This is a genomic window from Zymobacter palmae, from assembly GCF_003610015.1.
In the GTDB taxonomy this organism is placed as follows: Bacteria; Pseudomonadota; Gammaproteobacteria; order Pseudomonadales; family Halomonadaceae; genus Zymobacter; species Zymobacter palmae.
In genome coordinates this window covers 574,609-589,223 of sequence record NZ_AP018933.1, presented here as the reverse complement: position 1 = coordinate 589,223, position 14,615 = coordinate 574,609, and the positions used below count along the sequence as shown (strand labels likewise).

Sequence of the window (14,615 nt, the reverse complement as noted above, 5' to 3'; positions counted from 1 at the left end):
CGGTTCCTTTTTTTCAGAGCGATATCGGCCACGGCCATGACGCCGGACGAAAGGTGATTCTCCCCCGAACGACAGCTGGCACTAGCGGGCCAGATACCCGCCATCAATAGGAAAAATGCCTCCCGTACAGAAGCCGGCATCGCCAGACAGCAAAAACAGAATGAATGACGCCACTTCATCGACGGTCGCCATTCGCTGCAAGGGATGCGCTTCGGCAAAACCGTGCCGCACAGCCTCAGGAAACTCATGCATTCTGGGCGTATCGACATAGCCGGGAGCCACAGCGTTGATTCTTATGCCGTCACAGGCATACTCCAGAGCGGCAGTCTGGGTCAAGCCGATGACCCCATGCTTGGCGACCGTATAAGGTCCCAGCCCAGCGATACCGACTAGCCCGTTGACGGCAGATAGATTGACGATGGCCCCACCGGCCGCCGCCACCAGCTGCGGCAGCTCATACTTCATGCAGTGAAAGACCCCGCTGAGCGTCGTTGCCATCACCTGATTCCAGTTGTCGATCGACTGCTCCGCGATGGGACGGCCGCTGTCACCAGTGATGCCTGCACTGTTTACAGCAAGGTCAATACGCCCGAAATGCGCCACTGCCTGTTCGATCATCTGCCGCACCGACGCAGGGTCGGCCACATCGCAGGCAATTCCCAGTACGCGCTGCCGATCATGGGAAAGCGCTCGCGCTTTCTTCTCAACCAATGCTGCCGAGCGCGATGCGATCACCACACAAGCCCCTTCTGCATACAGACGCTCGGCTACCCGTTCACCAATGCCATTGGTCGCCCCAGTGACGACAGCCACTTTATTTTTGAATCTCACGATGGCGTGCTCCCATAGTCTGGTGCAGAAACGCTTCTGCACACCACCAGACGCTACCGCTTGCCAGTGACAGTTTCTGTCAGCAGGCACCGCAGGAAGGCCCCTCAACGACGCACTATTTCAGCGACGCACGTAGAGAAAAGGAAACATCGGACATCGGCGCTAGCATGGCAAACGCCTGCCGCCATGCCCGTCACCGACAGTTAAAGCCAAAGACGCCTTCACGGAAGTAATCAACGATCCCATATGAATGCGCCAGCGCCATCTCGACACCGTCTCGTCCAGCCCCGTGTCAAGCAACGCTTTATGCCGAAGCAGTGTGTATGGCCGCCTTGACCACGGAACCATGCGCTGACCGCCCTTATAAGAACGATACCTGTTCAGGTGCGGCCTAAGTTCACGATGAAACACTCACGCCCACACTGCCCGCCGTAACGAACGTAGGCCTCAAGCATCGCGTAAATAGGCAACGCGCAGGCGATGGCCGTCAGGATCCAGTGCGGCAAAGGTGTAGCCGAAATCCAGCAACGCCGGTTTCTGGTAAATGGTCACGCCGTGGGTAACGCCCCACTCAAGATAGAGCGCCTCCAGCGCATCCTTCGACGCCACGGTGAACATCACCTCGCAGCCACCCGCAGGGGCCGTGACCAACGGTTCAGCAGTGAAGCGCGACCACAGCGCCAGCTGAAAACCGTTTTCAAACACGAGCAGCACAAAGCTGGGATGCACCTCATGCTGACGCACGGTGAAGAGAGAGGAATAGAACGCGAGACTTTTGATTGGATTTTCGACAAACAGAATAGTCATATCAGCGGTCGGCATGGTAACGGCTCCAAGTAGTCCTGAAAGAGCCACTACCATAGCCGTCAGCCGTGACAGATTTTGTCAGCAGGCACTAATCGGTGATACCCATCTGCGCTTTCCACGTATGCAACAGTGTCTGGCGATGGCGAGGATAGCGCTCCTCATGCACACAAAGGCTGTCGATGCGGTCAGTGCGAAAATGACGAAAGTCCTGACGCAGCTCGCACCATGCCACCAACACCCGCGATGCATCGAAAAAGGCGATGGCCATTGGCCATATGCGACGCGAAGACGAACGCCCCTGCTGATCGTGGTAGGCCAACTCCACCACAAACTGATGCCGGATGGCATCACGCAGCGCCGACAAATGACACGACGTCACCTGATGTTCAGACGGCCCCAATTTCAGCGCAGGGAGATCCAGCACCTCCGCCATTCGCTCCGGCAGCACAGCCCGCACCTTGGCCTGCACATCTACAGCCGCCTGGCCGAGCATCTCATCAGCGTTCTGCGCGACCCACTGCAACCCCAGCACCAGCGCCTCGATTTCATCCGATGAAAACATCAACGGCGGCAGAATAAAGCCCTCGCGTAGCATATAACCAACGCCTGCAGAACCCTCTATGCGCGCCCCCTGATGCTGCAACTGAGCGATATCACGGTATAGCGTACGCTTACTTACACCAAGAGATTCGGCTAGTACCGCCGCCGTTACCGGATAACGGTAGCAACGCAGTTTCTGGATAAGAACAAGAAGACGCTCGGCGCGGGTCATGGCGGTATTTCATAAGAAAGGCAGGAAGCCAACGGTTATACCTAAACATCGCCCTATGAACCAGTGCATGAGAGGAAAACCACTCAACAACGCATCAGGCAGAGCGCAATCCCCTTATTTTCAAACTGCCTATGCGGCAGCGCACTAGTTTGTAGGATTCCTGCAGACTTGTTTGCATTTCTAAGCTGCCTATGCGGCAGCGAACTCTCTATCGCGCTGCGCGACGATATCCGGCATTTTCTAAGCTGCCTGTGCGGCAGCGAACACGATGTCCTCGGGAGCCTTCGACGACCACTTTTTCTAAGCAGCCTGTGCGGCAGCGAACGCTGACGGCACTTTGGAAATGGACAGCCCGATTTTCTAAGCTGCCTGTGCGGCAGCGAACATATGTCGATAATGACTATGCTGGCGGGTATTTTTCTAAGCTGCCTGTGCGGCAGCGAACCATGACTGCATGAATCTTCATGACTTGCGAGATTTCTAAGCTGCCTGTGCGGCAGCGAACGAGCAATCCTCGCCGGAGCAAGAGCCGTTTCATTTCTAAGCTGCCTGTGCGGCAGCGAACAATTGAGCGCATCAAAGACTCTGGTGCTGAATTTTCTAAGCTGCCTGTGCGGCAGCGAACCAACGTCCACGAACTATTACGGCTAATAAGAATTTCTAAGCTGCCTGTGCGGCAGCGAACACTGGGAGGCTATCCGTACAGCCTTCGAGGCTTTTCTAAGCTGCCTGTGCGGCAGCGAACCGTTCCGGCAAGGTGAAGGTAGAGAGCAAGCATTTCTAAGCTGCCTGTGCGGCAGCGAACGACAAAAAACCAGAGCCAGCAGGCTTTGCGATTTTCTAAGCTGCCTGTGCGGCAGCGAACCATGAGATTACTTGCATTTAAACAAGGAAGATTTTCTAAGCTGCCTGTGCGGCAGCGAACACCAAGCGCTGTACATTGGCGGCCTGCTTAACTTTCTAAGCTGCCTGTGCGGCAGCGAACCGGCGGTTTGCATGACGGTTCCCCTCAGTGTTTTTCTAAGCTGCCTGTGCGGCAGCGAACATATTCCAAAAGCGCAACGCGGGCATCCCGATTTTCTAAGCTGCCTGTGCGGCAGCGAACCTTGGTCACGATTTGCTCACGGAAGCCATTTTTTTCTAAGCTGCCTGTGCGGCAGCGAACATTCTGGTCGAGGAAGCGGTCGCGTCACTAATTTTCTAAGCTGCCTGTGCGGCAGCGAACCGTAAAACCGAAGAATGGCGCGGTGGCGGCATTTTCTAAGCTGCCTGTGCGGCAGCGAACGCCAGTCGCCTTAGTCCTTCCGACAGTGTGTCTTTCTAAGCTGCCTGTGCGGCAGCGAACATTCTAAGTGCTCTGCTGGCTTAGAATTTGCCTTTCTAAGCTGCCTGTGCGGCAGCGAACTTCATGGGCACGACAGCACAGCTCACCCACTTTTTCTAAGCTGCCTGTGCGGCAGCGAACTAGACGCATTTTATCCTAATACATTGTCACGAAAGGGGAAGGACTAGTATCGAGTCATTCACCCCTTTTTCGGAGCGGTGTCTTCGGCTTCTGTAAAAACAACGCGTTAGCATTGCTCTCAAAAAAAGGGTTCACCAGCGCATTTGCTAAAGTCGTCATGCCGTGCTCATAAAAAAAACACCCCGAAGGTTGGACTTGCTTTATCCAACGTTGGGGGTGCAGTTCATTGCGAGGGCATTTCTTTATGAGGCAGTTCGGGGATAGTTATTCCCGAATCACTTCCGCCCCTTTGGGAATCTGGAAGTGGAAAGTGCTATCACTGATCTGGGCATTCGGCTGTACGTTGCTGAAAGCCACTTGGGTATGCTGTCCAGAGGCATCGTACATGTCGAGCGAGGACAGTCGGCTGCTGTCGAAAGTCATCTGCAAGCGGTCGAACAGTGAGTCGGTGCTTTTCGGCTTGAGGGTATAGACCTCTTTGCTGCCTTGGGTCTTCTCGGTCACGCTATAGCTGTGCACCAGCTCGCTGGCTTGGCCGGACAACAACAGTGCCGGGGTATTGGTCACTTGAGGATCAAGCTTGCGAATGGTGACCTGATCCAGATCGGGGTCGTGTAGGTAAACTTCCTTACCGTCAGAGACCACAACTTGTGAATACGGCGCATCTACAACCCAGCGGAACTTGCCCGGGCGTGCGACCCACATCTGCCCTTTCGACTGCTGTGATACGTGTCCGTTACCTTCGATGCGCTGGCTAAAGTCAGCTGCGTAGCTGGTCACGGGTTCAAGGCGCTGCGTCAGGTGCTGTGCTGCGCTCAGCTCGTCTGCACCGGCCCACGGTGTCATGCTCATCAGCGCCACGCCTGCCAGACAAGCCTTGCCCCACTGCGTCATCGTGTTCATTACAGCCATGAATAGTCCTCTTCGAATCCGGTATATAGCGGCTGTCGCGCGGGCTATATATGTGCCCCTCTGCGCCAGCGTTTGAATCCAGTCTATGCCATGACGCGGCGCAAGACAGCGGTACTCGGCCGCCCTCAGCGCCTGTGTCATGATAATGCTCATAAGAGTGCATGATACGGCGAAGGTTCAGTGCCCAGGGGACAGCTGAACCTTCGCTTCAGCCAGCGTCAGTCCGAGATAGGCGGCGGGGCCAGCACTTCGCGGCTGCCGTTGCTGCCCATACTGGACACTACGCCGGCCATTTCCATCGCTTCGACCAAACGGGCCGCGCGGTTGTAGCCGATCTTGAACTTGCGCTGGACGGACGAAATCGACACGCGACGCGTCTGCGTCACGAATTTGACGGCTTCGTCATACAGTACGTCCTGCTCAGCATCACCGCCTTCGCCTTCAGCTTCCAGTCCCGTTAGCGCATCGGCGGAAACGCCACCGCTCAGAATCTCTTCATCGTACTCAGGCTTACCACGACGCTTCCAGTCTTCCACCACGCGGTGCACTTCATCATCATCGACGAACGCTCCGTGGATACGCGTCGGGGTGCTTTCACCCACCGCCAAGTACAGCATGTCACCGTGACCCAGCAGCGCCTCGGCACCGCCCTGATCAAGGATTGTACGGGAGTCGATACGTGAAGACACTTGGAAGGCGATACGCGAGGGGATGTTGGCCTTGATCAGACCGGTCACCACATCCACAGACGGGCGCTGCGTCGCCAGCACCAAGTGAATCCCCGCGGCACGAGCCTTCTGCGCCAAACGCGCGATTAGCTCTTCGACCTTCTTGCCGACGATCATAAACATGTCGGCAAACTCGTCGATGACCACCACAATATACGGCAGCTTTTTCAGTGTATCGGGCTGTGCACCCGGGGCATGGGTGTCAGCGTCCCACAACGGGTCAGCGACCTGCGCCCCTGCCGCGTGAGCCTGATCAAGCTTATCGTTGAAGCCCGCGATATTGCGCACGCCCATCTTAGACATCAGCTTGTAGCGCCGCTCCATCTCGGCGACACACCAGCGCAACGCATTAGCCGCTTCCTTCATGTCTGTCACAACCGGGGCCAGCAGGTGCGGAATGTCATCGTAGACTGACAGCTCCAACATTTTGGGGTCGATCAGGATCATGCGAACATCTTCAGGGCGCGATTTCATCAAGATCGAGATCAACATCGCGTTGACCCCAACGGATTTACCCGACCCTGTTGTCCCCGCCACCAGCACGTGAGGCATCTTGGCGAGGTCCGCCACGACAGAATGCCCACCGATGTTGTGGCCCAGCGCAACGGTCAGCGGCGAACGCGCATTGCGGTAGATATCGGAATCCAGCACTTCACGCAGACGGATCATCGCGCGGTGAGGGTTGGGAATCTCAATCCCGACGGTCGGTTTGCCATAGATGACCTCAATGACACGGACACTCTTGACCAGCAGCGAACGCGCCAGATCCTTCGACAGGCTGCTGATTTTGGACCCTTTCACCCCTGCGGCGGGCATGATCTCGAACTGAGTGATGACTGGGCCGGGCGAAATATTGACGACCTCTGCCTTCACACCGTATTCCTTCAGGCGCATTTCCAGCAGCTCGGCCATCTGTTGCAGTTCTTCTTCGGAATAGGAAGGCTGCTGTTCATCGGCAGGCGTCAGCAGCTGTATGCCGGGCATCTCACCGATAATCTCAACATGCTGGTTCTCATCGCGCTGCTGCAGATGCTCAACGGTCCACAGTTTCGGCCCATCGTCTTCGACAAGCTCGTCCTCATCGTCATCCAGCGCCGAGATGGGCATGGTCGATGCCGGTGCAACATTATCGCTGTCGCGCGGCGATAGCGGCGTCAACGGGCGTTCAGGAAGATCCAACGGCTCGTCATCGGCGTACTCGTCTTCATCCTGTTCATCCTCGACATACTGCGGCTCGGGCTTATGCAGCGCCACAGATGCCGGCGGCTGCACGGGCATGCTTACAGAGGATGGGCGAACAGGCTCATGCACCGCGTAGACATCATCCGCCTCGTCATCACCATAATCACCGTCATCTTCTTCATCAGCGGCAGACAGCGGTGTCGCATCGAATGCCGACGCTGGCGCAGGAGCTTCCGGCACATGCTCCGCTTCACCCTCATCGTCCATGTCGACCATAAAGCGCGGTGTGAACGCGGGCATTTCATCATCGGAAGCCGCAGACGAGCGCGCCGCCGGCGCAGTGCGATCATCAACACTGCCCTGCCGCTCGTGTACCTGTTCTTCATGTACCGCCGCTTCACGTGCTTCCGGCTCATCGACCGCATCCTGCGTGGATGCAGAGATCGGTGCGGTCGGGGTAAAGACCGGCTCGTTAACCGCGACCTGTGTAGCAGCTATTGCCGGCCAAGCCGCTACGGCTTCGACAGGCACCGGGTGTACGGCCGCGAGTGGTGCTGGCATCGGTTTGACAACGTCAATCGTAGACGCATCAACGTCGTCACTATTTTTCTCATCGACCTCGTCTGGGGCTGGAGCACGCACGATAGGCACTTCACGCCGCGGTGCCGGTTCTTCCTGTTGAGGTGTAATCAACGGTGCATCTGCATGTTCATGCGGCTCGTCCACACGCGTCGGTGCCGAGACGGCCGCCCGGCGCAGCGCTTCCTCTTCTTCTTTTGCTTTTCGTTCTTCCGCTTCGCGCAATGATTGCAGTGTTTGGCGGTAACGCTCGGCTTGCTCGGCTACCGCCGCATCGCTCTGTTCGGCTTCATCCCACGGAATACGGCTATCCGCAACAGTCGATACGCTAGGTACTGGCGCAGCATCGCGCTCATCTTGCTCATCACGACGAGCCCGGATCGTCAACGCTGGCGCGTCTTCTTCACTATCGTCGACACTATCCGTCATCGAACCGGGGTAAGGGCGCTCGTACGGCGCATAGCGCACCGGTTTGACGTTATGTTCCGGCGCTACGGCCGATGTGGGCTCGGAGCGATAGGCGTCCAGTTCAGGCTCGCCACGGTGAATGCCCAGCGTGTTCGCAAGGTGCGACAGCTTGCGGCTCAGCCACGAGGGCTCGGCAGCAACATCGTCATCCAGCTCGTCAGACACGGGCAGACGGGCATCACGACGCTCGTCATAACGCTCTTTCGCCATCAGTAGGCGATCCCGAACGAAGCGTCCGACACCGCGCAAGCCTCGGAACAGAGCCTTGCCAATCTCATCCATCAGCGTGAGCCACGATAGCCCCGTCAGCAGCGGCACACCGCACAGCACCAGCGAAATGCCCACCAACGTGGCACCGTGCTGCCCCAGAGGAGCCGTCAGTCCAGAACGCAGCCCTTGCCCGACGATATCGAAACTGTGGTCTTTCAATTGCTGGATATTGGAAAACAGTGCTTCAAGCAGACAGGTCCCTAGCAGTACCAGTGTCAGCCCCGCCATGCGTACTGCCAGCACCGTGGTATCCCATGTGAACGAAGCGATACGGCGGCGCACTAGCTGCCACGCCCCGAGAGCACACAGCGCGGGCCACCACAACGCCGCCGTACCAAACAGCGAATACAGGCTGTCAGACACCAGCGCCCCAACGTGTCCCATCCAGTTGGCCACCCGTGTGTTTTCAGGCCCGGTATGGAACCACGACGGATCGCTCATCGTGTGACTGAAAAACGCCAGCAACAGAAATGTACCCAGCGACAGCAAAATCACGGTGACACCGTCTTTGGCGGCCCCCTGCAGCGTCGTCGTCACCCGCCCGGGGGTACGACTGGCTTGGGCCTGCTGGCGCTTCCTAGCGTTCTGGCGTTTGCGAGGTGTCTTGGGCGACGCTCCTCGTTTGGCGTTTGCTCTGGAAGACGGTGTTCCTTTCTTCGAACTCACTGTAACCATCCCCTTGTGCCGCTACTCAGCGGCTGTCTGAAACCTGATCCGTGGCAGAAATGCAGGACTACATGATACTGGTTGTGCGTACATGTGCCACCCTGTCCGTGACGCCTACCCGGCGAATATCCTATGATCGTGAACCGGCGATGAAGTGCCGATCAGTGGAAACAAAGGCGCGTTACGTTAACGACCAACCCGCCGACAAAGGTATCAAGGAGCAGGCATGCTGTATTGGCTGGAAGAGCATCCCGTGGCATTCCCTGCCGTGGAAGACGCGCTGGACGAACCCAACGGGCTGCTGGCCGCAGGCGGTGCGCTCACGCCAGAGTGGCTGCTGACCGCCTATATGAACGGTATCTTTCCCTGGTTCAACGCTGAAGACCCTATTCTATGGTGGACACCCGATCCGCGCATGGTGCTCTACCCTAATGAGTTTCGCTGCCGACGCAGCCTCGCGAAACGCATCCGCAACGGCGGCTTTACCCTGACATTCGATACGGCCTTCAAAGAGGTCATGCAGTACTGCGGCAGTCTGCGCGACGACACCTGGATCTCGCCACAGATGGTGCGGGCCTATCACGACCTGCATCTGCTTGGCTACGCCCACTCACTGGAAGTCTGGCACGATGGCGAACTGGTCGGTGGCCTCTACGGACTGGCACTAGGACGCATCTTCTATGGCGAGTCGATGTTCTCGCGCTGCCCCGATGCCTCTAAGGTAGCGCTGGCCCACTTGGCCACCCTACCGTCCGAATACGGTTTTGCCTTAATCGACTGCCAAGTACATAGCGATCATCTTGCTAGTCTGGGCGCACGCGAGATAGCGCGCAGCGAATTCAATGCCGCACTCAGGCAGCACGCCTCGCTCGAACGCTGGCACCCGCCAATGCAGTAGTCACCTGCTACGACAGGATAGCGATAACTTCGCTGCTTCACAGCTGCAAAGCATGGATTACTGAAGGAAACGTATGCCCAGCGCCCGAGAACACAGCGCTTGGCATGCGTTACTTTTGCCAGTACCTGACAGCTATGCCATAATTCGCAACCATTCCGGCACGCATACGGGTCAGAAGCGGCCCCGCGCACGTCGAATCCGAGCGTGTCCCGCCTCAGTAGAATACCAATGGGTATTGTCCCGCTCCGTACGGCGATACCGGCAAGTGCACAAAATTTATTCCCGGAGGAAAGGCCCTCATGGCACGTGAAGATCATATTGAAATGGAAGGTTTCGTTATCGACACCCTTCCGAACACCCAGTTCCGCGTTCGCATCGGCGACGACATGCACGACGAGAAAGCACCGGTCGTGACCGCTCACATTTCAGGCAAAATGCGCAAGAACTACATCCGTATCCTGACCGGCGACCGCGTCAAAGTAGAACTGACGCCGTACGACCTGACCAAAGGCCGTATCGTGTACCGCTCTCGCTAAGGAAAAACGAGAGTAGCAAAATAAAAAGGCCTCTAGCGAAATCGCTAGAGGCCTTTTTATTAGCCATATATAAAAACACAAAACTATCAAAAATTAATTTTATCAAAGGTGGGGAAAATGAGTACAAATAATTTCGATTTTGATATCAAGTCTTCCACTCAACAAAAAAGCTGTAGCAATGTGTTTGCTCTAGGCTGTAAATCTTGCATGCGCCTACCTGGAATTCCAATATTTCCAGTAAGGTACTCAGCATGTAGCATTGATGGCAATGGTGCCATTCCAAAGTTGCCGAATGACATTATAAGCGCATTTACCTCTATCACTCTTGATCAATATATAGATAATGAGGAAAGCATTAAAAAAGGCTCTCCCTTTAACAGATATATCCTTAGAAAACTCAGAAAAGGATATATGTATATCTATGATGAAATCTATGGTGGGCAATGGCAATGTTTTGGAATATATCCCAGCGGAGAGTTAATCGCCTTTGCTCCTGAAGCGCCTATCCCCATCACGTCTTTAAATAATTTTTCGTGTAAAACACCAGAAAACTCTTATATTTCCAGTATAGTTACCATACCGAATGGAGAAAGCAGGAACATATATGTTTCTTATGTAGAATACCCGTGGTCCATACAACATATGGATCGACTTAAAAATGATGTTTCTATGCGTCAAGACTGCATGCAAGAATACAAAATAACAAGCAGCCGTGACGACACAATAAAATCAAACAATGGACTATTACGTTCTTATAGTGAAATCACGGATTATCTACCCGAATACAATTCAAAATATTCTAAATATGCGCTAGGAAAAATTGATATAACATCAATCGTCATCCCAGACTCACCACTAAAGACAAAAGAAAAAACGGAAGAACAGCATGCTATTGAAAATGCACTATCGTCTGTTGCTCATGATCGGCAATCTCATCCTGGATTGATGATGATTGTGCATGATGAAATCGGATTGATTGAACAGTTAAAAAATTTAAGACAAGAGCCTTATAACAGAACCCAGATAAAAGTTATTGAACGTCCAAATGGCTTAGGCCTGCGAGAGTTATACTGGCTTCAGTCAGTTCAAAAATTAGAAGAAGGGATATCCCTTCAGTTTGAAGAAGAAATAAAAGAAATATACAAAAAAGACTCTCCTGAGGCCCATGAGCAGTTTATAAAAGAGGGTACAAAACTATTCGAAGGCATAAACGAAAATCAAAGAAACCCTAGCCCCTTCGACATAGATAACTATTCAGAATCATCCAGAGTGGTCAAATTTCATGACCAAGAAATACAAAATACTTCACTCATGAGATCAAGGGTAATTTCCGAATTTAGAAAGTATTATGACAACGATAAACGAAAATATTTGGAAGAGTATTTTGATCCTTGCATAGAAGATTTCGAAAAAAGTAAATTTATTCTTGATGCTAATTATTGCGACTGGATAAGACATCACCTTGAACACGCGTTAAAGCGCTATGATACAACCGTCTTAGAATATTCTGCATACGCAGTACATATCCTTGGTAGCCTCTTAGATGAAGGAAGCATATTAACTATAAACAGTCAACGCCTGTGGCAATGGCTACATGAGGAAAGTACAAATAACAGCTCTTCTATTCTGGCAAGAGGGATTTGCTGTAACCACGATGAAACCAGATCGCACTATAATGCATCTCAGCTAACAGAAAATGATCCTAAAGATCTAAAAAGTAATCCCGAAGAATTCGAAAGCAACGAAGCTCCCAGCGTTTTCACAGACACTCTAAAAATAAAAAACTGGTACGATGTAGTTAAGAAAGGACAAAAATTACATGAGAAATGGAAAGATATAAGAACAAAAGAATTAACAACACCATTGAATGCTTGGCGAGCCGGTTGGAAAGATTTTTGGAAGCCTTACAAGCAGCTTCAACAAGCGTTAACCACATCTAGAATTGCCTTATACCAAAAGCACTTGGCACAACTAAGAGCTGAAATTCCTATTTCTTGGAAAAATGCAACAAATGTATCTCCGACATTAAAACAGCTGCAAATTGCAGGTGCAATAGAAGCCGCTATTGCCAACGAACCAGTAGAAAGTAGAACATTTGGCATCTCAAAAACCAAAGTTAGCTATGAAACATTATTAAAAAGCGTAGAAATCAATAACAACAACTATAAAAAATATTCGTCCACCTCGTTCCATGATTATACGCCAAGTTCATTTAAGACGGGGAGCAAAAATACTAGTAGCAAAGCATCTGGAAACTTTACTTACGGTATAAAAGAGTTATACCAATCGACAGAAAATAAAAATATAAAAGAGGACTCTAAAGAAAACAACGGTCGCTTTTATACTTCAGAAAAAAATCAACAAATAAACTCTAGCAGTGAAAAAATCCAAAAGGCAAAGGGTGACTTAGTTGAATTAAACACCTCACACAAAATAAACTACTTTGCCATTAGTGATATGCATACTGATATTCCAGAGGCAATACTATCTGATGAAGAAAAAGTTCTCATAGCAGAGCAAGAAAAGGTCGCTGAAGCTTGGACAAAGGGAAAGTCTTCCGTTATATATGCAAATCTCATCATGTCTTTTCTTAACATGAAAAATGCTATTAATTCACTAGGAAAAAAAGATGCTGGCTTAGAAGAGTGGTGGAAAGTTATAGGATCATCTATAGCGACACTACAAGCTGCAGGTGATCTCATGTCTAATGTCACATCTTATAGGTCAGCAAATGCACTCCGCGTAGCACAGAAACTTGATTTAGCAAAAAAAGCTAATATCTTAAAATTCGAGACCAGCCTTCTTGGTAAAACCATAGCTATTATTGGCATCATTGATAGCCTAATAACTTTTGCCAAAGCTTACCAAAAATATAAAAATGGTGGCACTACGAGGGATATGCATATTGAAATGGCCATAGGAACTTTATCTCTTCTGGGTTCAATAATATCCCTTTCTGCAGGATCAGCAGTACTTGCACCGGTTCTACTCACGCTGATCATCTTAATTATAGGGCTATCATTTCTATTAACCCACTTAGTACCTAAGAATATCGAAAATTGGCTGCGCCGAAGTTTGTATGGAAAAGACCAAGAAACTGTCAAAGGTAAAATATTTCAAAGTATGGAAATAGAACAAAGCTCGCTTCAGATGGTACTAAAGGGAATTACTGTTGATGTAGAACTAGATCATGCAATTTTAAAATCAGAATCATCAGAAGATTTAAAAACATATGTTTTTAAATCAAAAATAGAATACCCCAAAAACATCAATGAAAATATAGAAATGACACTAAAAAACAACATGAATGGAAATAAAATAGCAACAATAACAAGAAATACAGATGGGGAAATAAAAAATATTTTTTTAGGGAAGATAGCCATGTCACGACTATCTGAAAAAGAATTAAGTATCATAAAAAATAAAACAAGCGCAGAAAACTTTTACACTATAGACATAACATATATAATTGGAATAAATAGAGACATAGAAAAAACATTGGATTTATCATTCGAAATTCTATTAAGTGGTAGCCTAAAAAGAGATGTATTTTATGTATCCATATAAAAGCATAACTGGCATTATAACCATTTCAATACTGGCAGTATATTCTTCTTATTCAAATGCATCAATGATTGTATACGAAAGAGATGACATAGAAAAAATAGCCAATGAAAACAACATTAAAGAAATTGAACATTGTGCAGAAAAAGGATCTTCTGCGTGTTCAACTATATTAGGCGGAGCTTATTATTGGGGCCTTTCCTTTTATGATAAAAGGATCAACATTAATGACAGCATCGCAATTAGATACTTCAAAAATTCTCTAATTGAAAGTTTGACATCACGAAGTATATTATCAGTAATCATAGAAAAAGAGAGAAGTCTAGAAAGCAAGGCTCTTTTAACATCAGCAGCAACAGAAAGATACTACCCTGCAGTATACAGGCTAGCACATCCAGATTATTTAAAAACGAACGAAATCAGGCAAGAAAGTATCAAGTGGCGAAAAATTCAGATGGACATGGAGCCTTCTACAGGAAGTGATGAAAAAGGGTTCATAGGTTCTATTTATTTACAAATGACCCCCCCTGATTATACCAATGCTTTATATTGGTTAAATAGAGCCATTACAGAAGAAGACGATATGTTGGCAGAACGTAATATCGCCAAGCTCTACGCCGAGGGTAAAGGCGTCGAAAAAGACTACATCACCGCTTATATGTATTACGACTTGGCGGGCACGGCGGGGGCGGAAGAAAAATCCAAACTGGCTGAACTGATGACGCCGGAGCAGGTGCAGGAAGGGCTTTCGCGCTCCCATGAATGGCAGGATGAACACCACTCTTATCGGCCCGGTTACGGTGCATGGAACGATATGGGCGGCATTGAGTGGCACGTGCACTAGCCAAAACCCACCGCCAATTAGTGGGTGCGGTGCGTTTTCATCTCAATAAAAAAGGCAGGCTCGCCATGAGCCTGCCTTTTGATTACCACAATA

General features: G+C 50.8%; 9 protein-coding genes and 1 CRISPR repeat array. Of the genes, 4 read left to right on the top strand and 5 right to left on the bottom strand.

Annotation, left to right across the window (positions count from 1 at the left end; translation table 11 throughout):
* Window positions 1-81: 81 nt before the first annotated feature.
* From ZBT109_RS02605 to ZBT109_RS02585, 5 genes are all read right to left on the bottom strand, one after another.
* A complete protein-coding gene (locus ZBT109_RS02605; RefSeq protein ID WP_027704894.1) occupies window positions 82-831 on the bottom strand; it encodes an SDR family NAD(P)-dependent oxidoreductase in 750 nt (249 codons plus the stop codon).
* Window positions 832-1,278: 447 nt separating this feature from the next.
* A complete protein-coding gene (locus ZBT109_RS02600; protein WP_027704893.1) occupies window positions 1,279-1,653 on the bottom strand; it encodes a VOC family protein in 375 nt (124 codons plus the stop codon).
* Between the two features lie 73 nt (window positions 1,654-1,726).
* Window positions 1,727-2,410, bottom strand: a complete 684-nt coding sequence (locus ZBT109_RS02595; RefSeq protein WP_027704892.1) for a helix-turn-helix transcriptional regulator — start codon at window positions 2,408-2,410, stop codon at window positions 1,727-1,729.
* A 117-nt stretch (window positions 2,411-2,527) separates the two neighbouring features.
* Window positions 2,528-3,875: direct repeats of the CRISPR family, unit length 28 nt; unit sequence TTTCTAAGCTGCCTGTGCGGCAGCGAAC.
* Window positions 3,876-4,139: 264 nt separating this feature from the next.
* On the bottom strand, window positions 4,140-4,787 hold the full coding sequence (lolA, locus tag ZBT109_RS02590; protein ID WP_051523740.1) for an outer membrane lipoprotein chaperone LolA: 648 nt from the start codon (window positions 4,785-4,787) through the stop codon (window positions 4,140-4,142).
* Between the two features lie 218 nt (window positions 4,788-5,005).
* Window positions 5,006-8,680, bottom strand: a complete 3,675-nt coding sequence (locus ZBT109_RS02585; RefSeq protein WP_169733997.1) for a DNA translocase FtsK — start codon at window positions 8,678-8,680, stop codon at window positions 5,006-5,008.
* A 226-nt stretch (window positions 8,681-8,906) separates the two neighbouring features.
* Between ZBT109_RS02585 and aat the strand changes: the two genes are divergently transcribed.
* The 4 genes from aat (at window position 8,907) to ZBT109_RS13505 (ending at window position 14,522) form a co-directional block, all read left to right on the top strand.
* Complete coding sequence (gene aat / locus ZBT109_RS02580; protein WP_027704889.1) at window positions 8,907-9,578, top strand: leucyl/phenylalanyl-tRNA--protein transferase; 672 nt, start codon at window positions 8,907-8,909, stop codon at window positions 9,576-9,578.
* Between the two features lie 299 nt (window positions 9,579-9,877).
* Window positions 9,878-10,114 carry a translation initiation factor IF-1 gene (infA, locus tag ZBT109_RS02575; protein ID WP_027704888.1) on the top strand — a complete coding sequence of 79 codons (237 nt, stop codon included), beginning with the start codon at window positions 9,878-9,880 and terminating at the stop codon, window positions 10,112-10,114.
* A 117-nt stretch (window positions 10,115-10,231) separates the two neighbouring features.
* The gene (locus ZBT109_RS02570; protein ID WP_145984469.1) at window positions 10,232-13,681 is read left to right on the top strand and encodes a T6SS effector BTH_I2691 family protein; all 3,450 of its coding nucleotides are present in this window, start codon (window positions 10,232-10,234) and stop codon (window positions 13,679-13,681) included.
* A complete protein-coding gene (locus ZBT109_RS13505) occupies window positions 13,668-14,522 on the top strand; it encodes an SEL1-like repeat protein (protein WP_156934030.1) in 855 nt (284 codons plus the stop codon). The genes ZBT109_RS02570 and ZBT109_RS13505 overlap by 14 nt, the downstream gene beginning before the upstream one ends.
* The last annotated feature ends 93 nt before the right edge of the window (window positions 14,523-14,615 follow it).